Origin of the sequence: Nocardioides glacieisoli (genome assembly GCF_004137245.1) — a bacterium.
Taxonomy (GTDB): domain Bacteria; phylum Actinomycetota; class Actinomycetes; order Propionibacteriales; family Nocardioidaceae; genus Nocardioides; species Nocardioides glacieisoli.
This window is the reverse complement of record NZ_SDWS01000010.1, coordinates 52,024-75,274: the sequence shown is the minus strand read 5'-3', so window position 1 is coordinate 75,274 and position 23,251 is coordinate 52,024. Positions and strand designations below refer to the sequence as shown.

General features: G+C 70.9%; 24 protein-coding genes and 1 riboswitch. Of the genes, 16 read left to right on the top strand and 8 right to left on the bottom strand.

The features are described from left to right. Positions 1-29: 29 nt before the first annotated feature. Genes EUA06_RS18860 through EUA06_RS18845 form a run of 4 tightly spaced genes read right to left on the bottom strand, consistent with a single transcriptional unit; the run spans position 30 to position 4,858 of the window. A complete protein-coding gene (locus EUA06_RS18860) occupies positions 30-740 on the bottom strand; it encodes a uracil-DNA glycosylase (protein WP_129478687.1) in 711 nt (236 codons plus the stop codon). Continuing rightward, the gene (locus EUA06_RS18855) at positions 737-2,161 is read right to left on the bottom strand and encodes a pyridoxal phosphate-dependent decarboxylase family protein (RefSeq protein WP_129478685.1); all 1,425 of its coding nucleotides are present in this window, start codon (positions 2,159-2,161) and stop codon (positions 737-739) included. The genes EUA06_RS18860 and EUA06_RS18855 overlap by 4 nt, the downstream gene beginning before the upstream one ends. After that, positions 2,154-3,524 (bottom strand): MFS transporter, encoded by a 1,371-nt coding sequence (locus EUA06_RS18850; RefSeq protein WP_129478683.1) that lies wholly within the window; start codon positions 3,522-3,524, stop codon positions 2,154-2,156. Before EUA06_RS18850 ends, EUA06_RS18855 begins: the two co-directional genes overlap by 8 nt. Beyond that, entirely contained in the window at positions 3,521-4,858 is a 1,338-nt protein-coding gene (locus EUA06_RS18845; RefSeq protein ID WP_129478680.1) for an alpha/beta fold hydrolase, read from the bottom strand. Before EUA06_RS18845 ends, EUA06_RS18850 begins: the two co-directional genes overlap by 4 nt. Positions 4,859-4,955: 97 nt before the next feature. On the opposite strand from EUA06_RS18845, the gene EUA06_RS18840 reads away from it, so the two are divergent. The 4 genes from EUA06_RS18840 to EUA06_RS18825 all read left to right on the top strand — a co-directional run bounded on the left by EUA06_RS18840 (position 4,956) and on the right by EUA06_RS18825 (position 8,607). Beyond that, entirely contained in the window at positions 4,956-5,594 is a 639-nt protein-coding gene (locus EUA06_RS18840; RefSeq protein WP_129478678.1) for a fasciclin domain-containing protein, read from the top strand. Positions 5,595-5,692: 98 nt separating this feature from the next. Then, positions 5,693-6,283 carry an RNA polymerase sigma factor gene (locus EUA06_RS18835; RefSeq protein ID WP_165354448.1) on the top strand — a complete coding sequence of 197 codons (591 nt, stop codon included), beginning with the start codon at positions 5,693-5,695 and terminating at the stop codon, positions 6,281-6,283. After that, positions 6,270-6,992 carry an anti-sigma factor gene (locus EUA06_RS18830; protein ID WP_129478675.1) on the top strand — a complete coding sequence of 241 codons (723 nt, stop codon included), beginning with the start codon at positions 6,270-6,272 and terminating at the stop codon, positions 6,990-6,992. The genes EUA06_RS18835 and EUA06_RS18830 overlap by 14 nt, the downstream gene beginning before the upstream one ends. 46 nt (positions 6,993-7,038) lie before the next feature. Continuing rightward, a complete protein-coding gene (locus EUA06_RS18825) occupies positions 7,039-8,607 on the top strand; it encodes an FMN-binding glutamate synthase family protein (protein WP_129478673.1) in 1,569 nt (522 codons plus the stop codon). Between the two features lie 16 nt (positions 8,608-8,623). Here the strand turns inward: EUA06_RS18825 and EUA06_RS18820 are convergent, their stop codons facing one another. Beyond that, entirely contained in the window at positions 8,624-10,066 is a 1,443-nt protein-coding gene (locus EUA06_RS18820) for an alpha,alpha-trehalose-phosphate synthase (UDP-forming) (RefSeq protein ID WP_129478671.1), read from the bottom strand. A 197-nt stretch (positions 10,067-10,263) separates the two neighbouring features. On the opposite strand from EUA06_RS18820, the gene EUA06_RS18815 reads away from it, so the two are divergent. The 6 genes from EUA06_RS18815 (at position 10,264) to EUA06_RS18790 (ending at position 14,337) form a co-directional block, all read left to right on the top strand. Next, positions 10,264-10,557: a nucleoid-associated protein NapA gene (locus tag EUA06_RS18815; protein ID WP_129478669.1), complete on the top strand. Its 294-nt coding sequence runs from the start codon at positions 10,264-10,266 to the stop codon at positions 10,555-10,557. Positions 10,558-10,673: 116 nt separating this feature from the next. Then, the gene (locus tag EUA06_RS18810; protein WP_242498250.1) at positions 10,674-11,150 is read left to right on the top strand and encodes a LytR C-terminal domain-containing protein; all 477 of its coding nucleotides are present in this window, start codon (positions 10,674-10,676) and stop codon (positions 11,148-11,150) included. Positions 11,151-11,184: 34 nt separating this feature from the next. Then, entirely contained in the window at positions 11,185-12,021 is an 837-nt protein-coding gene (otsB, locus tag EUA06_RS18805; RefSeq protein ID WP_129478665.1) for a trehalose-phosphatase, read from the top strand. A 76-nt stretch (positions 12,022-12,097) separates the two neighbouring features. After that, positions 12,098-12,236, top strand: a riboswitch (SAM riboswitch). Between the two features lie 10 nt (positions 12,237-12,246). Continuing rightward, the gene (gene thrC / locus EUA06_RS18800; protein ID WP_129478663.1) at positions 12,247-13,539 is read left to right on the top strand and encodes a threonine synthase; all 1,293 of its coding nucleotides are present in this window, start codon (positions 12,247-12,249) and stop codon (positions 13,537-13,539) included. A gap of 16 nt (positions 13,540-13,555) precedes the next feature. Next, positions 13,556-13,831, top strand: coding sequence for a MoaD/ThiS family protein (locus EUA06_RS18795; RefSeq protein WP_129478661.1), 276 nt, complete (start codon positions 13,556-13,558; stop codon positions 13,829-13,831). A gap of 38 nt (positions 13,832-13,869) precedes the next feature. Then, on the top strand, positions 13,870-14,337 hold the full coding sequence (locus tag EUA06_RS18790) for a DUF6174 domain-containing protein (RefSeq protein WP_129478659.1): 468 nt from the start codon (positions 13,870-13,872) through the stop codon (positions 14,335-14,337). Here the strand turns inward: EUA06_RS18790 and EUA06_RS18785 are convergent. Both EUA06_RS18785 and EUA06_RS18780 read right to left on the bottom strand, forming a co-directional pair. After that, positions 14,324-14,791, bottom strand: coding sequence for a GDYXXLXY domain-containing protein (locus EUA06_RS18785; RefSeq protein WP_129478657.1), 468 nt, complete (start codon positions 14,789-14,791; stop codon positions 14,324-14,326). The genes EUA06_RS18790 and EUA06_RS18785 overlap by 14 nt on opposite strands. Next, positions 14,788-16,005 carry a DUF2157 domain-containing protein gene (locus EUA06_RS18780; RefSeq protein ID WP_129478655.1) on the bottom strand — a complete coding sequence of 406 codons (1,218 nt, stop codon included), beginning with the start codon at positions 16,003-16,005 and terminating at the stop codon, positions 14,788-14,790. Before EUA06_RS18780 ends, EUA06_RS18785 begins: the two co-directional genes overlap by 4 nt. Before the next feature lie 125 nt (positions 16,006-16,130). Between EUA06_RS18780 and EUA06_RS18775 the strand changes: the two genes are divergently transcribed. The 6 genes from EUA06_RS18775 to EUA06_RS18750 all read left to right on the top strand — a co-directional run bounded on the left by EUA06_RS18775 (position 16,131) and on the right by EUA06_RS18750 (position 21,830). After that, on the top strand, positions 16,131-16,973 hold the full coding sequence (locus tag EUA06_RS18775; RefSeq protein WP_242498249.1) for an SGNH/GDSL hydrolase family protein: 843 nt from the start codon (positions 16,131-16,133) through the stop codon (positions 16,971-16,973). A gap of 9 nt (positions 16,974-16,982) precedes the next feature. Continuing rightward, on the top strand, positions 16,983-17,819 hold the full coding sequence (locus EUA06_RS18770; protein ID WP_129478651.1) for a class I SAM-dependent methyltransferase: 837 nt from the start codon (positions 16,983-16,985) through the stop codon (positions 17,817-17,819). After that, on the top strand, positions 17,816-18,655 hold the full coding sequence (locus tag EUA06_RS18765) for an ATP-grasp domain-containing protein (protein WP_129478649.1): 840 nt from the start codon (positions 17,816-17,818) through the stop codon (positions 18,653-18,655). The genes EUA06_RS18770 and EUA06_RS18765 overlap by 4 nt, the downstream gene beginning before the upstream one ends. Positions 18,656-18,848: 193 nt before the next feature. After that, positions 18,849-20,483 carry a chaperonin GroEL gene (groL, locus tag EUA06_RS18760; protein WP_129478647.1) on the top strand — a complete coding sequence of 545 codons (1,635 nt, stop codon included), beginning with the start codon at positions 18,849-18,851 and terminating at the stop codon, positions 20,481-20,483. A 103-nt stretch (positions 20,484-20,586) separates the two neighbouring features. Beyond that, the gene (locus EUA06_RS18755; protein WP_129478645.1) at positions 20,587-21,261 is read left to right on the top strand and encodes a hypothetical protein; all 675 of its coding nucleotides are present in this window, start codon (positions 20,587-20,589) and stop codon (positions 21,259-21,261) included. A gap of 65 nt (positions 21,262-21,326) precedes the next feature. Further along, positions 21,327-21,830 carry a hypothetical protein gene (locus EUA06_RS18750; protein ID WP_129478643.1) on the top strand — a complete coding sequence of 168 codons (504 nt, stop codon included), beginning with the start codon at positions 21,327-21,329 and terminating at the stop codon, positions 21,828-21,830. Between the two features lie 14 nt (positions 21,831-21,844). Here EUA06_RS18750 and EUA06_RS18745 read toward each other — a convergent pair whose 3' ends face one another. Next, positions 21,845-23,239 carry an MFS transporter gene (locus tag EUA06_RS18745; protein ID WP_129478641.1) on the bottom strand — a complete coding sequence of 465 codons (1,395 nt, stop codon included), beginning with the start codon at positions 23,237-23,239 and terminating at the stop codon, positions 21,845-21,847. Between the last annotated feature and the right edge of the window lie 12 nt (positions 23,240-23,251).

Genomic DNA, 23,251 nt, shown 5'->3' with positions numbered 1-23,251 from the left:
CGCCCGATCGACGACCGAAGGCCACTGGACTACCGCGGCGGCACGTTGTCGTACTCCGGAAGAGCCCAGTCGATCGGATCCGAGCCCTGCTCCTCGAGCAGCCGGTTGACCTTGCTGAACGGCTTGGAGCCGAGGAACCCGCGGTGCGCGCTCAGCGGTGACGGGTGCACCGACTCGACCGACGGGATCGACCCGAGCAGCGGCTTCAGCGACTGGGCGGGACGGCCCCACAGCACCGCCACGCACGGACCACCGCGCTCGGCGAGCGCGACGATCGCGCGCTCGGTGATCGCCTCCCAGCCCTTGCGCTGGTGGCTGTTGGAGTCGCCCGGGCGCACCGTGAGGCACCTGTTGAGCAGCATCACGCCCTGGTCGGCCCACGCCGACAGGTCGCCGTGCCGGGGCGGCATGATCCCGAGGTCGTCGCGCAGCTCGAGATAGATGTTGCGCAGGCTCGGCGGCAGCGGCCACACGCCCCGCTCGACCGCGAAGCTCAGCCCGATCGGGTGCTGCGGGTTGGGATAGGGGTCCTGCCCCACCGCCAGCACGCGTACGTCGGCGAGCGGGCGCTCGAACGCCCGGAAGACTCGGTCGGCAGCGGGCTGGTAGCCCCGCCCGGCCGCCGACTCCTCCTGCAGGAAGCGACCCATGGCCGCGATCTGCTCGTCGACCGGCGCGAGCGCCTCGGCCCAGTCGGGCGCGACGCGCCCCTTCTCGACGAGCCTCGCCAGGGAGCTCATCTCGTCGGCCTCTGCAGCCGGTCGAGGAACGCCACGAGCAACGCCTCGCGCATCGCCGGTGACGCCACGTCGAGCATCGCGTTGACCTCAGCCATCCGGCTGGGCAGCTCGAGGTCGCCCTCCGCGGAGGCGCCGACCAGTCCCGACGCGGCCAGCAGCCCGTCGAAGTCGTCGTCGCCCAGCGTGGCCGGGTCGAGCGCCTCGATGAAGGCGACCACCCCGGCATCGACCGCCACCGGGCCGACTGCCTGGGCCGCTGCCACCGACTCGCCCAGTGCCGACGCGAAGTCGTCCACGTGCGTGAGCGTCCCCGCGCTGACGGACAGGTGGATGCTCGGGCCGTGGTCGGCGTACGACAGCTGCGGCTGGACGTACCACCCGCGCGCGACCAGCTCGTCGGTGAGCGTGAACGGGTCGAGGGTGTCGTCGGTCGCCAGCGTGACGAGGGTCGAGTCGGGCGCCACGACCAGGCGCAGCGCGGGCTCCCGCTCGATGCAGGCGACGATCGCGTCGACCGCAGTCAACGCCTGGTCCGTCAGCTCGGCGTAGCCCGCGTCGCCGATGTGCTCGACGACCGCCCAGGTCCCGGCGATCGGTCCGCCGGACCGCGTCGACTGGGTCGTCGCGTTGAGCATCGTGTAGCCGGGCCAGGCGGCGGAGGCGAAGAACTGCGGCTTGCGCAGGGCCGCGTCGCGGTGCAGCAGCAGCGACGTGCCCTTGGGGGCGTAGGCGTACTTGTGGGTGTCGACCGAGATCGACGTGACCCCCTCCACCGCGAACGTCCACGGCGGCACGGCGCGACCGAGCCGGGCGGCGTAGGGCAGCACCCACCCGCCGATGCACGCATCGACGTGGCAGCGCACGCCCCGGGCGGCTGCGGCGGCGGCGATCTCGGTGACCGGGTCCACCACGCCGTGGGCGTACGACGGTGCGCTGGCCACGACCAGCACCGTGTCGTCGTAGATCGCGTCGGCCATCGCCGCTGCGTCGGCGCGGAAGTCGGGTCCGACCGGCACGAGCACCGCCTCGACCCCGAAGTAGTGCGCCGCCTTGTGGAACGCGGCGTGCGCCGTCGCGGGCAGCACCATCCGCGGTCGTACGACGTCCGGGCGGGCGTCGCGCGCCCCCTGCACCGCCAGCAGGATGGACTCCGTGCCGCCGGAGGTCACCGTGCCGACCGCGCTGTCGGGCGCGTCGAGGAGGCCGCACGCGAAGCCGACCAGCTCGTTCTCCATCTGCAGCAGCGAGGGGAACGCCGTCGGGTCGAGGGCGTTGGACGCGGCGTAGGCGGCGACCGCCTCGCGGGCGACCCGGTCGACCTCGGGGTCGCCGGAGTCGTAGACGTAGGCCAGGGTGCGGCCTCCGTGGACCGGGAGGTCGGCACCCTGCAGGGCCCGGAGCCGCTCGAGCGGGTCAGACATCGGAACCTCCTGGTCCGGACGTGGCAGCCGCCACCTCGGCGGGATCGAGGGTGTACTGCCGCAGCCACCACAGGCTCGCGGCCGTCAGCGCCGCAGGCACCAGCGAGAAGCCCAGCGCGATCGCGGTCAGTGCCGAGTCTGGCTGGCCGAGGTCGCGCCCTTCGCTGGAGAGGTAGCCGCCCAGCGCGAGCATCAGCGCGAACACCGCGGTGCCGAGGGCCAGGCCGAGCGTCTCCGCAGCCGTCCACACCCCGGTGTAGACGCCCGCCCGGTTCTCGCCCGTCCGTGCGGCGTCGACGGCCGCGACGTCGGGCAGCATCGCCATCGGGAAGACCTGGCACCCGGCGTACCCCACGCCGACCAGCCCGGTCGCGACGAAGGTCCACACGTCGTTGCCGCCGCGCGCGAGCACGGCGAGCGCGGCACCGGCGGCGAGCACCAGCGACGCGGCGACGTACCCCCGCTTCTTGCCGACCCGCTCGCCCCACCGCGCCCACACCGGCGTCAGCAGCAGCGCGGGTCCGACGAAGCAGACGAAGAGGATCGTGGCGGCGGCCGTGCTTCCCAGGAGGTCGTCGGCGACGTAGGGGACGCCGGCAAGCATGGAGCCCGTGGCCAGCGCCTGCAGGACGAACGTCGTCAGCAGGACGCGGAAGTCGCGGGCCTGCCCGACCACCCGCAGCTGCTCGCGCAGCGTGCCCGCCCCGGCGCCGACGGCACCGATGGGCGCGGACCGGGTGCCCCACCACGCACCGACCACGCCGACGAGGATGACGACGGCCATCACGACACCCATCACCCGATAGCCGTCGCGCCCGCCGATCGCGTCGCGGATCACCGGCGCCGTCGCGCCGGCCAGCATGATCGTGAACGCCAGGATCGCGACCCGCCACGTCATCAGCCGGGTGCGCTCGTCGTACGACCTCGTGATCTCCGCGGGCATCGCGACGTAGGGCACCTGGAAGAAGGCGTACGCCGACGCGGCCAGCACGTAGAACACGAGGACCCACCCGGCCTCGAGCCACCGGCTGTCGAGGTCGGGCGCCGCGAAGATGAGCGCGAAGGCACCGGCCAGCATGAGGCCGGCCCGGATCAGCCAGGGCCTGCGCGGCCCGGCGGGGTCGATCGTGCGGTCACTCACGCGACCGGCGACCGGGTTGAGCAGGACGTCCCACGCCTTCGGCAGGAAGACGATCACACCCGCCCACAGCGCCGCGATGCCGAGCTCGTCGGTGAGGTAGGGCAGGAGCATCAGCCCGGGAACCGTGCCGAAGGCACCGGTCGCGACCGACCCGCTGCCGTAGCCGATCCGGACTCCGTGCGACAGGCGCGACGAGGCGCCCGGTGAGGTCGCGGTCGTCACCGCTGGCCCAGCGCGCGCGAGCCGGACGACCCGTAGCGGCGCGTGGGGTTCGAGCCGATCGAGGCAGCGGAGGCGGCCTTCTTGGTGGGCGCCTTCTTCGAAGCAGCAGCCTTCTTCGAGGCCGCAGCCTTCTTGGCCGGAGCCTTCCGTGCAGGCGCCTTCCGTGCAGGCGCCTTCGTGGCAGGCGCCTTCTTGGCAGCCGCCTTCGTGGCAGCCGCCTTCTTCGCAGGAGTCCTCCTCGCCGCAGCCTTCTTCGCCGGCAGTGTCCCTGCCGACCACTCCGCGACCCACTCGTCGATGACCTCCCACGTCGTGCCGCGGGCGGCGCGCCCGGTGAGCATGCCGAGGTGGCCGCCCGGCACGATCTCGAAGCGCACCTGCGGCGAGCCGGTCAGCAGCGGGATGACCGCGCGGACCGCCGGCAGCGGCGCGATCCCGTCGGTGTTGCCGGCGAAGACCAGCACCGGGACCGTGATCGCGGCGAGGTCGATCGTCCGGTCGCCGATCTCCATCCGGCCGGCCGCGAGGGCGTTGCCCTTGACGAAGCGGTGGTAGAGCTGGCCGAACGTCCGGCCCGGGTAGGCGGTCATGCTCGACATGAACCGCGTGACGGCCTCCATCTGCTTGAGGTAGTCGGTGTCGTCGAGGTGCGTCGCCACGGCCAGCGGCTTCATCACGACCTTCTGGGCCGAGGCTGCCGTGAACGCCCAGTTCACGATCGGCACCGGTACGCCGCCGAGCGCCCGGTAGGCCCGCGTCACCAGGCCGGTGCCCTGGCCCAGGTTGAGCAGCGGCCGGACCGGTGCCATCAGGGGCACCTTGGTGACGTCGACGGGGGAGCCGACCACCGTGAGGGAGGCGATCGGCAGGTCCGCCCGGTCCGCGGCGACGAGCAGCGCGAAGATGCCGCCGAGGCTCCACCCGACCAGGTGCACGCCCCGCCCGCCGGAGTGCTCGTGCACCGCCCGGATCGCCTCCGGCAGCACCTCCTCGACCCAGTGCTCCATGCCGAGGGCGCGGTCCTTGAAGGAGACCTGCCCGTACTCCACGAGGTAGGTCGGCCGCCCGCCCATCACCAGGTGCTCGACGAGCGAGCAGTCGCGGCGCAGGTCGTAGCACAGCGACGGCGCGGCGAGCGGGTTGACCAGGAGGACGGGGTCGCCGGTCTGCTCGACGTCGACCGCCGGCCGGTAGTGGTAGACCTCCCGCAGGACCCCGTCGTCGATGAGCGTCCGGGGCATCGGGCGCAGGTCGGCCAGCCCGCCGTAGAGCAGCGTGTGGGCGACGTTGCCCGCCGCCGCGACCAGCTGCTCGGGCGTGGGGATGAGATCCATGCGAGAAATCTACGCACCCGGTGCATCCGGACGCTGCGTTCGCACCGAGAAGGGGGTGACGGGCGCCGACCGGCGCCCCTGACGGAAGGACCCTCAGATGCGACGCGTACCCGCACTCCTCGCCACCTCCGCCCTGGCCCTCGGCGCCATCACGGCTGCCGCCCCGGCCGCCAACGCGAAGGCGGTCGGCGAGGACGCCCTGGCCGGCCTCCTCACCGCCGACGGTGACGAGTTCGACAAGAACGCCAAGGACTTCGACATCCTCACGCAGGCTGCCTTCGCCGTCGTTGCCGCCAAGCCCGGCACCCCGGTCGCCATCGTCGCCGACGGCACGAAGCGCGCGACCGTCTTCGCTCCCACCGACCAGGCCTTCCGCGTCCTCGTGAAGGACCTGACCGGCAAGACCATCAAGAGCGAGAAGAAGATCTTCGAGTCGCTCGTCGAGCTGGCGGGCGTGGACACCATCGAGGACGTGCTCCTCTACCACGTCGTGGTCGGCAAGACGCTGACCAGCCCCAAGGTGCTCAAGGCCAACGGCGCCATGCTGAAGATGGCCAACGGCAAGACGGTCAAGGTCAAGGTCCAGATGAAGCCGAAGCTGAAGATCACCTTGAAGGACAAGGACAAGGGCGCCCAGGACCCGAAGGTCATCCTGAGCGCGCTCGACCTCAACAAGGGCAACAAGCAGATCGCCCACGGCATCGACCGGGTCCTGCGCCCGATGAAGTTGAGCTGAACGACTCGACCACCACGCACGCCGTGACGTGAGACGGGTGGGGAGCGCTGATGACCGTCGTCGCGTTCCCCACCCGCACGCCCCGGTACGGTGGCCCCGTGGTGACCGAGGCAGTGACGTTCGACGACGAGCACGACACGTCCGTCGAGGACGTCGCCGCGCGTCTGGTCGCCGGTGACGAAACCGCCCTCGAAGAGGTCTACGACCGCTGGTCGGCCCTCGTCCACACCTATGCCCACCGCGCCCTCGGCGACGCCCACGACGCCGAGGACGCCACCCAGCAGGTCTTCGTCGCTGCCTGGCACAGCCGGCACACGCTGACCCCGAGCCCTTCCGCGCTCCCCGCCTGGCTGATCGGCATCGCACGGCACAAGATCTCCGACGTGCGCGCGGCCCGGGCCCGCGACGCCCGACGGGCCGAGGCCGCGATCACGGTCGACGGCGTCGGAATCACCTCCGAGCAATCCGCCGAGCACGACGTCGCCGAACAACTGGTGATCAGGCAAGTCGTGCAAGACCTGCCCGACCCGCGCAAGACCATCCTGTTCCTCGCCTTCTGGGAGGGACAGAGCCACGCCGAGATCTCGGAGTCCACCGGACTCCCGCTCGGCACCGTGAAGAGCCACGTCCGTCGTGGACTGATCCACATCCAGCAGCAGCTCGAGGGGGTGCGCCGTGAGTCACGCTGAGCTCGACGACCTCGCAGGGCTCGCCCTCGACCGCGACGACGTGTCCCCCGACGTGCAGCGCCACGTCGACGGCTGCCTGCAGTGCACGGAGGCGGTCGACGCCTTCGCGGCGGCCCGAGCGCTGGCCGGTGGTGGCCCCCTGGTGGCGCCCCCGCAGCACGTACGCGCCCAGGTGATGACGCACGTACGCCGTGGCACGCCGGACGCACGGTCCGCCGCGATCCCGCTGCCCGTCGCACTCGAGTCGCACCCACGTGCCCGTCGGGGGATCTCGCCGTGGCTCGCCGGCATCGCGGCTGCGCTCGCACTCCTCGCCGGGCTCGGTCTCGGCCGGCTGACCGGTGAGCCTGCCCCCACCCCCGAGGCGGTCGATCCCGGCACCGTCGTGGCCGCGGCCGACCTGACCGCGCTCGACTCCGACGCCGCGCGTGGCGTCGCGAGCGCCGTCGAGACGGCCGACGCCGTCACGCTGCGCGTCAGCGCCGAGGAGCTCGGCGACGGGGACGGGGTGCACGAGGTCTGGCTGATCAACGTCGACGGCAAGCGCATGGTCGCCATCGGCCTGCTCGCCTCCGGTGACGAGGGCCAGTTCGAGGTGCCGCTCGGCCTCATCGACAAGGGCTACCGCATCGTCGACATCTCGGTGGAGCCCGACGACGGCGACCCCACCCACTCGGGTGTGAGCCTCGCGCGCGGGGAGCTCGCGTAGCGCGCGTTGCTCGACACGGCCCCGGGTGAGGGCTAGGCATGTCTCCATGAAGTGGAGGTACGCGATCCTTGGCGGCACCGCGGCGGCTGCGGCCGCCACGACGGTGCACGACCTGGTCCAGACGAAGCACGCGATCATCCGCAACTTCCCGATCGTGGGCCATGCGCGCTACTTCCTCGAGCGGTTCGGTCCCGAGCTGCGCCAGTACATCGTCACCAGCAACGACGAGGAGCGCCCGTTCAGCCGTGACCAGCGGCGCTGGGTCTACGCCAGCTCCAAGCTGGAGAACAACTACTTCGGGTTCGGCACCGACAACGATGTCGAGACGGTCGAGGGCTACCCGGTCATCAAGCACCGCACCTTCACCGGTCCGGGCGCCGCGACCATGCCGCACGCCCAGGAGGAGGTCGTCCTGCCGTGTGCCAAGGTGATGGGCGCGGCGCGCGGTCGGGAGCACGCCTTCCGCCCGCAGTCCGTGGTCAACATCTCCGGGATGAGCTTCGGCTCGCTGTCGGGCAAGGCGATCGAGTCGCTCAACAGGGGCGCCGCCATGGCCGGCTGCCTGCAGAACACCGGTGAGGGCGCGCTGTCACCACACCACCGCCACGGCGGCGACATCGTCTTCCAGATCGGCACCTCCTACTTCGGCTGCCGCGACGAGCACGGGAAGTTCGACATGTCCCGCCTCGTCGACCTCGTGCAGTCCGCGCCGGTCCGCGCGATCGAGATCAAGCTGAGCCAGGGCGCCAAGCCAGGGCTCGGCGGGATGCTGCCGGGCGAGAAGGTCAGCAAGGAGATCGCCGACATCCGCGGCATCCCCGAGGGCAAGGACTGCGCCTCGCCCAGCCGCCACGAGGTCTTCGACGACGTCGACTCGATGCTCGATTTCGTCGAGAGCGTCGCCCAGCACACCGGCCTGCCCGTCGGGATCAAGTCAGCGGTCGGCAACCTCACGATGTGGGACGAGCTCGTCGCGGCGATGTCCGGGGGTCAGCGCGGGGTCGACTTCGTCAACATCGACGGCGGTGAGGGCGGCACCGGCGCCGCCCCGATGATCTTCGCCGACTCGGTCGCCTATCCGTTCCGGATCGGCTTCGCGGAGGTCTACCGCCGCTTCGCGCAGGGTGGGCTCGCCGACGACGTGGTCTTCATCGGCGCCGGCAAGCTCGGCATCCCCGAGAACGCGATCGTCGCCTTCGCCCTCGGTGTCGACATGGTCAACGCCGGGCGTGAGGCGATGATGTCGATCGGGTGCATCCAGGCGCAGAAGTGCCACACCGACCACTGCCCGGTCGGTGTCGCGACGCAGAACCCCCGCTACACCCGCGGCCTCGACGTCAGCCTCAAGAGCGTGAGGGCGGCCAACTACGTCCGCTCGCTGCGACGGGACCTGCTCAAGGTCTCCGAGGCGATCGGGGTCGTGCACCCGGGGCTCATCGCGCCGCGCGACGTCGACTTCGCCACCGGCACCCGCGCGACGATCGGCCTCGCCGAGACCTACGGCTACGACCCCTCGTGGCCGCGGCTCGGACCGGCGCTGGTGAAGGAGATCGAGGCGATCATGGTCGCGCAGGACGACACCGCCCGGCACGTGGCGACGGAGGCTCGCCCCTGAACGCGAGAGGTCGCGGTCAGCCGGCCCGCGAGCGCCGGGTGGTCTTGTCGTGGTGCTCGGGGAGCGAGACCAGCTCCTCGAGGAAGTCCTTCGCCCACTTGGCGACGTCGTTGGCCACGACCGTCTTGCGCATCGCCCGCATCCGGCGTCCGGTCTCCTTGCTGTCGGCGGCGTAGGCCTCGAGCAGCGAGGCCTTCATCCCGTCGATGTCGTAGGGGTTGATGAGCCAGGCCTGGCGCAGCTCCTGCGCGGCGCCGGCGAACTCCGAGAGCACCAGGGCGCCGTCGTTGTCGAAGCGGCAGGCGACGTACTCCTTCGCGACGAGGTTCATCCCGTCACGGAAGGGCGTGACGACCATGACGTCGGCGGCGCGGTAGAGCGCGGCCATCTCCTCGCGGGGGTAGGACGAGTGCATGTAGGAGATCGCCGGGCGCCCGATGCGCCCGTGGTCACCGTTGATGCCGCCCACGAGGCGCTCGATGTCGTCGCGCAGGATGCGGTACTGCTCGACGCGCTCGCGCGACGGTGTCGCGACCTGCACGAAGACGGCGTCCTCCACGTCGATCTCCCCGTCGCGCACCAGCTCGCCGAAGGCACGCAGGCGCGAGTGGATGCCCTTGGTGTAGTCGAGGCGGTCGACACCGAGGAAGATCTTGCGCGGGTTGCCGAGGGCCTCGCGGATCTCGGTGGCGCGCTTCTCGACTCCCTCGGAGCGGGCCAGCTCCTCGAAGCCGGCCGTGTCGATCGAGATCGGGAAGGCCGTCGCCTTCACCGGCCTGCCGTCGGGGAGGTAGATGGTGTCGCGGTGGGTCTTGTGGCCCACGCGGCTGCGCACGAGTCGTACGAAGTTCGCCGCCGCCCCCGGCAGCTGGAAGCCGATCAGGTCGGCGCCGAGCAGTCCTTCGAGGATCTGGCGGCGCCACGGCAGCTGGGAGAACAGCTCGGCGGGCGGGAACGGGATGTGGAGGTAGAAGCCGATCCGCAGGTCGGGCCGCTGGGTGCGGAGCATCTGCGGCACGAGCTGGAGCTGGTAGTCCTGCACCCACACGGTCGCGCCGTCCGCGGCGACCTCGGCGGCCCGGTCGGCGAAGCGCTGGTTGACCTCGACGTAGGACTCCCACCACTCGCGGTGGAACTCCGGCTTGGCGATGACGTCGTGGTAGAGCGGCCAGAGGGTGCCGTTGGAGAGGCCCTCGTAGAACTCCTCGACCTCCCGCGCGCTCAGCGACACCGGGACGAGCGAGAGGCCGTCCTCGACGAACGGCTCGACGTCCTCCTCGTCGGGGGACCCGGGCCACCCTATCCAGGCCCCGTCGTTGGCCCGCAGCACCGGCTCGAGCGCTGTGACCAGGCCGCCGGGGGAGGTCCGCCACGACACGCTGCCGTCCGGGTGGGTGACCCGGTCGACGGGCAGGCGGTTGGCCACGATCACGAGGTCTGCCTGCTGCGATGGGCTCACGCCGCAACCCTAACGAGGACCGGTGACATGCAGGTCACCCCGCGGTGTCCTCCCGGTGGCCCCCCTGTGCATCCGCCGCATTCCGCCGGTTTGTCCAGACGACTCGCCGGAGGCGAATGACATGGTTGTCGTTCGTCGCCTAGACTCACTCCCGTCCACCCGGTCACGGGTGGGTGTGGGGTCGAGGAGGAGATGGCATGGAAGCCGCGAAGCACATCGCTACCGAGCAGGAGACTGCTCCGGGGCTGAGCCAGCGCGACCGCGACATCCTCGAGTTCGAGCGTCACTGGTGGAAGTACGCCGGCGCCAAGGAGCAGGCGGTCCGCGAGAAGTTCGACATGTCGTCCACCCGCTACTACCAGGTCCTCAACGCCCTCATCGACCGCCCGGAGGCCCTCGAGTCCGACCCGCTGCTGGTCCGCCGGCTGCGTCGCCTCCGCGCGTCCCGCCAGCGCCAGCGCTCCGCCCGCCGCCTCGGCTTCGAGGTCTGACCCACCGAGATCTGACCAACCACTCACGATCGGCTTCCTTCCCCATGGCCTTCTTCCCCAGTCCTGGCCGTTCCTCGCTCCGCCGCCGTCCGGGCCGTCCCCGTGACGAGCGGGGCGTGGCCTTCCCGTCACCCGTCGTGATGCTCTCGGTCCTCGCAGTCGCGATGGCCGCCGTCACCTTCGTCGCGACGCGCGACCAGGCGCCGACCGAGCGCCGCGTGGACAACACCGCGACGATCGCGAGCGCCGACCAGGCGCCGAGCGCCGAGCCCGAGGCCGAGCCGACGAAAGAGCCGAAGCCGAAGCCGCGGCTCGAGCGGGCCGAGGTCTACGTCGAGGTCTTCAACAACTCCGGCATCAAGGGCCTCGCCGCCACCACTGCCCAGAAGGCCACCACGGTCGGCTGGACCGTGGTCGGTGAGGACAACTGGTACGGCGTCGTGCCGACGACCACGGTCTACTTCCCGCCGCGCCTCAAGGCCGCCGGCAAGCAGCTGGCCCTCGACCTCGGCATCAAGCGCACCTCGCCCGCGGTGGGCGAGATGAAGCGCGACCGGTTGACGATCATCCTCACCACCGACGCTCCCCAGTAGGCACGTCGCGCGCCACGCGTGGTTGGCTTGTCGCATGGAGTTCACCTCCGACGACGCGCGCGCCCACTACGACGCCGTACGCGCCGTCCTCGACGGTGTGGTGGTCGGACTCGACTTCGACGGCACGCTGTCGCCGGTGGTCGACGACCCTGAGGCCGCCCGGCTGCACCCCGGTGCGCCCGGCGCCCTCCTCGAGCTCGCGGAGGTCGTCCGCGCGGTCGCCGTGATCACCGGGCGGCCCGCCCGCCAGGCCGTCGCGATGGGTGACCTCGACGCGCTCGGCAACGCGATGCTCGACCGCGGGGCGGAGCTCTTCGTCTTCGGGCAGTACGGCAACGAGCGGTGGAGGGCGACCGACCAGCGCATCAGGTCGCCGCGCCCTCCGGCCGGTCTCGCGACCTTCGAGCGCGAGCTCCCCGCCGTCCTGCGCAAGGCCGACGCCGCCGACGCCTTCATCGAGGAGAAGGGCCTCGCCGTCGCGGTGCACACCCGGCGGATGGACGACCCCGCGGGTGCCCTCGAGCGGTTGCGCGGCCCGGTCGCGGAGCTCGCGGCGCGCCACCACCTCAGCATCGAGCCCGGCCGCAACGTCGTCGAGATCCGCTCCGGCGACATGCACAAGGGCCAGGCGGTGCGTGCCTTCATCGCGGAGCAGCAGGCCACCGGCATCGTCTTCGGCGGCGACGACCTCGGCGACATCGAGGCCTTCGAGGCCGTCCGCGCGCTGCGCGCCGACGGCCTGCCCGGCCTCGTGGTCTGCTCGGCGTCCCATGAGCAGCCCGACCTGGAAGAGCTCGCCGACGTCGTCGTCGAGGGCCCCGCAGGTGTGGTCGAGCTGCTCACCCGGCTCGCCTCGCCGCTGCGCGCCTGACGCTCGCCCGTCGCCGCGGGCATCCAGATCGTGGACTCGGTGTGCACATCGTGAGACGGCCTGCCTACTCTGGTCCTGCTCATCACGAGGGACTGAGGGAACGGCCCGTAGAAGTCCCGGCAACCACCCATGAGCCTCCTGTCCGGATCCGTCCGACAGTCATGGGAGCAGGTGCCAAATCCGACCCACGCGAGAGTCGCGGGGACAGATGAGAAGGAGGACTTCATGAGCACCGTGCTGGACGAGAACACCACCGCCACCGCCCCAGAGGGTCGCAAGGGACTGCGCGAGGGCGCCTTCGGCAACGCCCGCTCCCTCGCCTGCCGCGAGTGCGGGCACGAGGTCGAGCTCGGCCCGTCGTACGCCTGTCCGGAGTGCTTCGGACCCCTCGAGGTCGCCTACGACTACCCGGCCGTGACGCGCGAGGAGATCGCCGCCGGCCCCGCCAACATCTGGCGCTACAAGGCGCTCCTGCCGGTGCCCGACGACATCGAGCAGAGCCCGAACACCGAGCCCGGGTTCACCCGGCTGCTCAAGGCGCACAACCTCGGTCGCGAGCTCGGCATCGACAACCTCTGGGTCAAGGACGACTCGACCAACCCGACCAACTCCTTCAAGGACCGCGTCGTCGCCTGCGCCCTGAGCGCCGCCCGCGAGCTCGACGCCAAGGTCTTCGCCTGCCCGTCGACCGGCAACCTGGCCAACGCGGTCGCGGCCGCCGGCGCCCGGGCCGGGATCCCGACCGTGGTCTTCATCCCGAGCAACCTCGAGACGCCGAAGAAGGTGAACTCGGCGGTCTTCACCGAGAAGCTCGTCGCCGTCGACGGCAACTACGACGACGTCAACAAGCTCGCCTCGGAGATCGCCGGCGAGGAGGAGGGCTGGGCGTTCGTCAACGTCAACGTGCGGCCCTTCTACGCCGAGGGCTCCAAGACCCTCGGCTACGAGATCGCCGAGCAGCTCGGCTGGCGGCTGCCGGACCAGATCGTCATCCCCGTGGCGTCCGGCTCGCAGCTGACCAAGGTCGACAAGGCGTTCCAGGAGCTGATCAAGCTCGGGCTGGTCGAGGACAAGCCCTACAAGGTCTTCGGCGCCCAGGCGACCGGTTGCTCGCCGGTCTCGGCGGCCTACAAGGCCGAGACCGACGCGATCCGCCCGGTCAAGCCCGACACGATCGCCAAGAGCCTGGCGATCGGCAACCCCGCCGACGGCATCTACGTCCTCGACATCTGTCGCAAGTCCGGCGGCGCCGTGGAGGACATCTCCGACGACGAGGTCCGCGAGGGCATCATCCTGCTGGCCCGTACGGAGGGGATCTTCACCGAGACCGCCGGCGGCACCACCGTCGGCGTGCTGAAGAAGCTCGTCGAGACCGGTCAGCTCGACACCTCGCTCGAGACCGTCGTGATCAACACCGGGCACGGCCTCAAGACCCTGGACTCGGTGTCCGACCGGGTCGGCCCCGCAGCCACCATCGCACCCTCCTACGACGCGTTCGTAGCCGCCAACATCCTCTGAGAGGCAAGATCTCCTCATGGCAGTCTCCGTCCGGATCCCGACCATCCTCCGCACCTACACCGGCGGTGAGTCCGAGGTGAGCGCCGAGGGCGACACCCTCGCGGCGGTGCTCGACGACCTCGACGCCAGCTACTCCGGCATCAAGGGCCGCATCCTCGACGAGGCCGGCAAGCTGCGCCGGTTCGTGAACGTGTACGTCGGCAACGACGACGTGCGGTTCCTCGACGAGCTCGACACGCCGACGCCCGACGGCGTCCAGATCTCGGTCATCCCCGCCGTAGCGGGCGGCTGAGCGGAACCCCGCGACGGCCGGCACGCGTCGTACCGGACATGACGACGATGAAGCACGTCCTGCTCGCTGCCCTGCTCCCGCTCGGCCTCGCTGCGACCGCCGCCCCGGCAGCGGCGGCCGACCCACAGCCCGTGCAGCCGTTCGTGCCCGGCATCAACGAGGAGCCCGACCTGTCCACCGCCTGGCAGAAGTGGCAGGCGAAGGGCATCGACGACTACGTCATCACCGTGCGGGAGTCCTGCTTCTGCGTGCGCACCCAGCCCGTCGAGACCGTCATCCGCAACGACCGCACGGTCCGCGTCACGCGCGGTGACCGGCGGCTGAAGGCCTCCCGCGGTTGGTCGATGGACGAGCTCTACTCGCTCATCCGCAGCGCCCGGACGGAGGCCGAGCGGGTCGACGTCGAGTGGACCCCCCGCGGCGTCCCGAGCTCGATCGCGATCGACCCGAGCACGATGGTCGCCGACGAGGAGACCTACTACACCGTCACGCTCAGCCGGCTCTGACGCCGACCACGGCGGCGTTGCCACGGGAGTCGACCTTGATCTCCGCGACGGCGCCGTCCTGCAGGAGCCGCTCGGCCTCGCGGGCCTCGTCCTGCGGGAGGAACCAGCTCTCGATCCCGCAGCGGACCTGCCACGAGCGGTCGTCGCAGGCCAGGTAGGGGCCGTCGGCGGGCCGCTGGCGACTCCACTCGCCGGCGGTCCACACGCCGTCCTCCTCGACGAGGCTGACGTAGAGGTCGCCACCCTCGCCCGACGACTGCCGGTCGTCGTGGCGCAGGTCCGGGTAGTCGAGCGCCACGTAGGCACCGCGGAACGGGTCGATCGGGTCGACAGGCGCGACCCTGACGAGATAGGTGTCGCCGAGCACCCGCGCGGAGAGCTGGGGTGCGACGGCCACGCCCACGAGGACCAGCTGGCTGACGGCGATCAGGGCGACCGTGACGGTGCGCTTCATCGGGGTGCTCCGTTCGAGCTGTCGGGGGTGTCGGTGTCGAGTGCCTGGACCAGCTCGCGCCGGGCCCGGTCGAAGAGGAAGCCGCTGCCCAGGAAGACCGTGCCGAGGACCACGAACAGCCAGGCGCCGGTCACGATCGGGGCGAAGACGGCGAAGCTCTGGAAGGTCGTGAAGACCACCAGCCCGCCCATCGCCATCCAGGTGAGGGCGGTGTGCTCGCGCACGGTGCCGAGCGCCACCAGGGCGACGGCCAGGACGACGTACGCGGCCACCGAGACGGCGGCGTGCAGCCAGTCCGACGCGTCCACGTCGCTCGTGTCGGAGCCGGTCGACCAGAGGCCGAGCAGGGTCGCGATGACCAGGACCAGCACGGCGCCGGCCGGTTCGAGGGCGCGTACGCCGCGCGCCACGACGGCGGCAGCGGCTGCGGCGACACCCGCGGCAGCGAGCGCCACGACGAGCCAGGGCGACCAGGCCAGGCCGTCGCCACCGATGTCGGGGATCGCGGCCACGAAGAGGGAGAGCAGCGCCATGGCAGCGGCCACCGTGCGCCACGCCCAGGCGAAGTCGTCGAGACGGCCGTCGTGCAGGACCGCGAGACCCGCTGCCAGCACGGCCGCGGCGCCGAAGAGCACCACGACCGCCAAGCCGTTCTGCTCGTCCCAGAGCGGCTGCACGAACCACCACGCGACTCCGACGAGGAGGCCGACGATGAAGGGGGCGTGGGCCCGGACGGCGTAGCCGTGCAGCAGCGCGCCGACGGCCCAGAGCCCGAGGAGGCGCGGCTCGAAGGCGGGCACCTGCAGCGACTGGGCGGCCTGGAACAGGACGGCGCCCATGCCGAGGGCGGCGAGGAGGCGGGCGGCCCCGACGAGCGGGCGCGACGCCCGGCGCGTTGCGAGGAGCTCGCCGCCGGCGAGGAAGGCCAGCCAGAGGACGGTGACCGCGACGAAGCGGGCCACGGGGGAGAGCTGGTCGAGGTTGGCGGCGACCAGCCAGATGAGGCCGATGCCGACGAAGCCGCTGCCGAGGTAGAGCAGCACGCGGCCGACGCTGAAGCGGGCGTGGTCGGCGGCGCTGTAGTGCCGGGAGATGCGCTCCGCCTGGTCGGGGCTGATGATGCCCCGGGAGGTCCAGTCGGCGACCTCGGAGCGCAGCCAGGCGAGCTGGCGAGGGGGCACCGAGCGGGTGGGCAGGAGCGCTGTGTCGGTCATGGCTCCAGCGTGGCCCTCTGCGGTGCGGCTGTCGTGAGTACATGGACCCACGTGCGGGGGGTCTGTTGGGCCATCCGTCGACCGGGGTTGGGCGCCGGTCCATCTCCATGTGGTTGAAGGGTGGAGTGGAGAGGCACAGGCACCTGGGCAGGACCGGGACGGCGCTGGCGGTCGTCGGCGGGATCGGAGCCGGAGCGGCGTACGGCGCCCGCGGGCTGCTGGTGCGCCAGGCCGCGCAGGCGCGCAGGGCGATCGGCAAGCCGCTCGGCGAGGAGGCGCCGGCGGGGGACCGGCACTGGAAGAAGGGGTACGGCGACCCGGTGGACCTCCTCGTCCTCGGCGACTCGATCGCCGCCGGGTTGGGCGCGGAGAAGGCGAAGCACACGCTCGGCGGCCGGCTGGCACGCGGGACCGCCCGGAGCGCGGGCAGGTCCGTGCGCCTGCGGACGGCGGCCGTCGTCGGCTCGGAGAGCAGCATGCTCGCGGAGCAGCTGGCCGCCTTGCCGGCGTCGTACGTCCCCGATGTCGCGGTCATCGTGGTCGGCGGCAACGACGTGACCCACCGCGTGCCGGTCGCCGAGTCGGTGCGCCACCTGGTCGCGGCCGTCGACGACCTCCGGGCACGTGGCACCGAGGTGGTCGTCGGGACCTGCCCCGACCTCGGTGCGCTGAGACCCGTGCCGCAGCCCCTGCGCGCGCTCGGGTCGCGGGCGTCGCGGCAGCTCGCCGCGGCCCAGCGCGTGGCTGCCCTGGAGCACGGCGCGCGAGTCGTCTCGCTGGCCCACGTGGTGGGCCCGTTCTTCATCACCAACCCGGAGGAGATGTTCAGCCTCGACCGCTTCCACCCGAGCGCGCACGGCTACAAGCGGACCGCGAAGGCCATGCTCCCGTCGGTGCTGGCGGCGCTGGGCGTGGTGCAGGACCTGCCGTTCGGGCACCACGCACCCGGGGTCGGTGGATCAGGTTAGGGTTCCCGGGTGCGAACGACTGCTCGACGAGCCGGCCAGGCCGTCAAGAGAGCCGCCCAGAAGGCCGGTCGGATGCAGGACCCGCCCGCACCGGAGGCGCCGGCACCGGCGGCCGACCCGAAGGCCGAGCGCCGCCAGCGGCTCCTTGCGAGCAACCTGACCGAGCTGGCCATCGAGTTCCGCACCGACAAGTGGGGCGTGCACCGCTACACACCTCACTACGAGCGGCACCTCCAGCACCTGCGGAAGGACTCGTTCACGCTGCTCGAGCTCGGCATCGGCGGCTACAAGAAGAGGCGCAAGAGCGGCGCCTCGATGAAGATGTGGCGCTGGTTCTTCCCGCGGGCCACCATCGTCGGCCTCGACATCGAGGACAAGACGTGGCTGACCCGCGGACACATCCACACCTACCTCGGCGACCAGACCGACCCCGCGATCCTGAATCAGATCATCGAGGAGCAGGGTGCGCCGCTGGTCGTCATCGACGACGGCAGCCACATCCCGGCCCACGTGCGCGAGTCGTTCAAGATCCTCTTCCCGCTGATGCCCGACGGCGGCATCTACTGCATCGAGGACATCCAGACGTCCTACTGGCCGGCCTGGGGCGGCGAGATCGACCCGCGCGCACCGGGGACCTCCATGGACCTCGTGAAGGACCTGATCGACGGCCTCAACCACGAGGAGTTCCTCGTCGAGGGCTACGAGCCCACCTACACCGACCAGTGGGTCCGGGCGGTGCACTGCTACCACAACCTCGTGATCATCGAGAAGGGCGACAACCGCGAGGGCTCCAACCGCGACGCCGTCGCCCACGAGCTCTACGGCGCCTCGGAGCTCCCTGAATGACCGTTCTCCTGGTCACCAGTCGCGACCTGCCGACCGGTGAGCCGGGTGCCGCCGCGCTCGACGCGGCCCTGGCCGCACGCGGGGTCGACGCCCGCTGGGTGGTCTGGGACGACCCGGCCGTCGACTGGTCCGCTGCCTCGCTGGTCGTGCTGCGCTCACCGTGGGACTACACCGAGCGGCCCGCCCAGTTCCTCGACTGGGCGCGCTCGCTCGACCAGGCGCGGCTGCTCAACGGCGCCGACGTCTTCGCGTGGAACCACGACAAGCGCTACCTCCTCGACCTGCACCGGCTGCCCACGGTGCCGACCGCGTGGCTCACGAGCGCGGCGCAGCTCGTCGCGGCCGTCGACGACCTCGGCACGGCGGTCGTGAAGCCCGCCGTCGGCGCCGGTGGCCAGGGCCTGGCGGTGCTCGGTGCCGGCCTCGACCAGGCAGCGGCAGAGGTGCACGTCGAGGCGGGCGCGGTCGTCGTACAACCCCTCGTGACCTCGATCCGCACCCGCGGCGAGGTCTCGGTCTTCATCATCGACGGCGTCCCGGTCTGCCAGGTCGTCAAGGTGCCGGTGGGCGAGGAGGTACGGGTGCACGAGGAGTACGGCGGCTCGTCGACCGTGGTGCCCCTCGACCCGGCCTGCGTCGACGTGGCGCTCGCCGCCGACGCCGAGGCCACCCGCAGGTTCGGTCGACGGCTCGACTACGGGCGCGTCGACCTGCTCTGGTGGGAGGAGCGGTGGGTGGTCAGCGAGCTCGAGCTGATCGAGCCCGGCCTCTACCTCGATGTCGCCCCGGAGAACGCCGATCCGTTCGCCGACCTGGTCGTCCGGCGACTGGGCTGAGGCGTTTGCACTCTCGGTGGTCGAGTGCTAAACATGATGCTGGCACTCTCGACACGAGAGTGACAACGACACAGGTGGCGCTGAGGTCTGCAGAAGCCGGCGTGAATGGATCGCCGGTGGAGTGGATCGTCCGTCGCGGGCAGCCCGTCTGGTGTCGACACACAGACTCACGTCGATAGGAATCGCACGCGATATGGCCAAGCTGATTGCTTTCAACGAGGAGGCCCGCCGCGGCCTCGAGCGAGGGATGAACACCCTCGCCGACGCGGTCAAGGTCACCCTCGGCCCCAAGGGCCGCAACGTCGTCCTGGAGAAGAAGTGGGGCGCCCCCACGATCACCAACGACGGCGTCTCGATCGCCAAGGAGATCGAGCTGGAGGACCCCTACGAGAAGATCGGCGCCGAGCTGGTCAAGGAGGTCGCCAAGAAGACCGACGACGTCGCCGGTGACGGCACGACGACGGCCACCGTCCTGGCCCAGGCCATGGTCCGCGAGGGACTGCGCAACGTCGCGGCCGGCGCCAACCCGATGGGCCTCAAGCGCGGCATCGAGGCCGCTGTCGCCGCCGTGTCGGAGCAGCTCTCCAGCATGGCCATCGACATCGAGACCAAGGAGCAGATCGCCGCCACCGCGTCGATCTCCGCCGCTGACACCACCGTCGGCGAGATCATCGCCGAGGCGATGGACAAGGTCGGCAAGGAAGGTGTCATCACCGTCGAGGAGTCCAACACCTTCGGGCTGGACCTCGAGCTGACCGAGGGCATGCGGTTCGACAAGGGCTACATCTCGGCCTACTTCGCCACCGACCTCGAGCGCATGGAGGCCGTGCTGGAGGACCCCTACGTCCTCATCGCCAACTCCAAGGTGTCGACGGTCAAGGACCTCCTCCCGCTTCTGGAGAAGGTCATGCAGTCCGGCAAGCCGCTGCTGATCATCGCCGAGGACGTCGACGGCGAGGCGCTGTCGACCCTGGTCGTCAACAAGATCAAGGGCACCTTCCGCTCCGTCGCCGTCAAGGCGCCGGGCTTCGGTGACCGCCGCAAGGCCATGCTCCAGGACATCGCCATCCTCACCGGTGGCCAGGTCATCTCCGAGGAGGTCGGCCTCAAGCTCGACACCGCCGGCCTGGAGCTGCTCGGCCAGGCCCGCAAGGTCGTCATCACCAAGGACGAGACCACCATCGTCGAGGGTGCCGGCGACCAGGGCCAGATCGAGGGCCGGGTCAACCAGATCCGCGCCGAGATCGAGAAGTCGGACTCCGACTACGACCGCGAGAAGCTCCAGGAGCGCCTCGCCAAGCTCGCCGGCGGCGTGGCCGTGATCAAGGTCGGCGCGGCCACCGAGGTCGAGCTCAAGGAGCGCAAGCACCGCATCGAGGACGCCGTCCGCAACGCCAAGGCTGCGGTCGAGGAGGGCATCGTCGCCGGCGGCGGCGTGGCGCTCGTCCAGGCTGCTGCCACCGCGTTCGACAAGCTGGAGCTGACCGGCGACGAGGCCACCGGCGCGAACATCGTGCGCGTCGCGACCTCGGCCCCCCTCAAGCAGATCGCGATCAACGCCGGTCTCGAGGGTGGCGTCGTGGCGGAGAAGGTCGCCAACCTGCAGGCTGGTCACGGCCTCAACGCGGCCACCGGTGACTACGTCGACATGATCGCCGAGGGCATCATCGACCCGGCCAAGGTCACCCGCTCGGCGCTGCAGAACGCCGCGTCGATCGCCGCGCTGTTCCTCACCACCGAGGCCGTCGTGGCCGACAAGCCCGAGAAGGCTCCGGCCATGGGCGGCGGCGACGGCGGGATGGGCGGCATGGGCGGCATGGACTTCTGATCCTCGTCTGACGGAGTCGCTCGATCACCACAGCAGGGCCCCCGCTCCGGCGGGGGCCCTGCTGCACGTCCCCGGGCTGCGACGCCGCTGGTAGGAATGGCGCATGCGCCTCCCCGTCCCCGGACCTCGTGACGTCCTGTCCGCCCTCGAGCGCGGCGGTGACCAGGTCGAGGCGCTCGTCGGCGCCGTGCCGCGGATGCTGGCCCTCCTCGGCCAGGCCGAGGTGCTGGTTGCGCGGGCGTCTGCCGTCATCGATCGGGTCGAGGACGTGGCCGAGGCCGCTGCCGCGGAGGTGGCGCGGGTCGGGACGGTGGTCGACGACGCGAAGGTGCAGATCGACCGGGTCGGGACGGTGGTCGACGACGCGAAGGTGCAGATCGACCGGGTCGGGACCGTCGTCGACGGTGCCCAGGAGCGGATCGACAGCGTGGGGAAGGTGGTCGACGGCGCGGCCGTCCAGGTCGGTCGGGCGGCCTCACTGATGGACGTCCTCGAACCGCCGCTCACGACGCTGCAGCCGACGCTCCAGACCCTCGCCGACACCACGCACCCGGACGAGGTCGCGGCCCTCGTGCAGCTGATCGACCACCTGCCGCAGCTCACCGAGCAGGTCGAGCGCGACGTGCTCCCCGTCCTCACCACCCTGGGCTCGGTCGCCCCGGACGTCCACGAGCTGCTCAACGTCTCTCGCGAGCTCAACGAGATCCTCGGCAAGATCCCCGGCATCGGCCGCCTGAAGCGGCGGGTGGAGGAGGAGGACGAGGACCCGGACCGATGACCGACCGGAACCCGCCGGCGGGCCGCGTCGTCCCATCCGTAGCACCGGTCCCACCAGGAGGAATCGTGAACACCACCCGCCCCCTCGCCCGCCACCGCACCCTGCTCGCCGCGCCGCTCCTCGTGGCGCTGGCCTTCCTCACCGCGTGCGGTGCCGAGTCGGGCTCCGACGAGGCCCCGGACACGGCGACGTCGAGCAGCTCCCCGGACGCCACGACCGAGACGGGGACCCTTGCCCTCACCGCCGACGGCTCGGTCGCCGCCAAGTGCGCGATGCCGTCCGCCGAGACCCTGTCCACCTTCGACACCGCCTTCTCCGGCACCGTCACCTCCCTCGACGACGGCATGGCGACGCTGCAGGTCGACGAGTGGTACGCCGGCGACGAGGCCGCCACCGTCACCGTGGAGTCGCCCAGCAAGGACCTCCAGGACCTGCTGATGGCCGTCGACTTCCAGGAGGGCAAGACCTACCTCGTCAGCGCCACCGACACCCGGGTGACCCTCTGCGGCTTCACGGCCGAGCAGACCCCGGAGCTCCAGGCGATGTACGCCGAGGCCTTCGCCGGCTGAGCAGGCCGTCGGCCTCAGCTGGGCTTCGGTGCTCCCTTGCGGGCGTATCGCATCCATGTGATGGCGACGCACATGACCGCCCAGGCGATGCCGATGGCGTAGAACGTCGTCGGGCCGAGCGTGGTGACGCCGATCCCGAAGAAGAACGGGCCGAAAGCGGCGATCGCGGCGGTCCAGCCGATGACGCCACCGGCCTGTCGCTTCTCGAAGATCATCGGCATCTGCTTGAACGTCGACGCATTGCCGATGCCGCTGAACAAGAAGATCGCGAGCATCCCCCACAGGAACCGGTCGAAGCCGGCGTCGAGGGTCGCGGCCGACGTCGTGTCCGGCGTCAGCGCCGGGAGGGTGAACGCGATGGAGGCGATCAGGCCGACTCCGGAGACCACGGTCCACATCGCCCCGCCGGTCCGGTCCGTCAGCGGCGCGAACAACACTCGGGCACCCGCGCCGATCAACGGGCCGAGGAAGACGAACTTCACGACGTCGGGAACGTCGTAGCCCTCGACTAGGACCTTCGCTGCCGCTCCGGTGCCGCTCACGATGTCGGGGTTGCTGATGCCGTAGAGGTCGGCCATCAGCAGGCCGAACTGGGCGGCCAGGCCGGAGAAGGTGCCGAAGGTCATGATGTAGAGCAGGGTCATCAGCCAGGTGTCGACGTTGGAGAAGATGTCGAACTGCTGGCGGATGTTGGCCGTGATCGGCACCGACTTGAGCATCGTCCAGGCGAGCACGGCGGCCAGGACCATCAACGGGATCCAGATGAACGCAGCGTTCTGGTACCAGACGTCCTGGGGCGCCTTGCCGGGCATCGAGATGGTCTGGTGCGACCCGAAGAACGCGAGCCAGGAGAAGCCGATCAGGTAGGGCGTGAGCAGCTGGACGGCGGACACCCCGAAGTTGCCGATCCCGGCCTGGAGGCCGAGTGCCGTGCCCTGCTTGCGCTTGGGGAAGAAGTAGGACGTGCTGGGCATGAAGCCGGAGAACGCACCTCCGCCGATGCCGGCCAGGAAGGCCAGGACCATCAGCTCCCAGTAGGGCGCCGTGGGTTCCTGGACCCGGACGCCCCAGCCGAGCGTCGAGAAGACCAGCAGCAAGGACGTGAGGGCGACCATCTTGCGGGTGCCCATCACGGGCGGCAGGACCATCCAGAGGAGCCGGAACAACCCCGCCGACAGGCCCGGCATGGCGGCCATCCAGTAGAGCTGGGAGGTGCTGAAGCTGTAGCCGAGGGGGTTCAGCTTCGGGATGAGGGCGCTCGGGAGGAACCACGCCACGAAGGCGAGGAACAGCGAGAACGTGGTGATCCACAGGGTCTTCCACGCCAGGCCCTTGTCCCAGGTCTCCTCGTTCTCGGGATCCCAGGCGTCGAGCCACTCGCCGTTCCGGCGCGCTGCTTCGGTGCTCATGGTGGTGCCTCC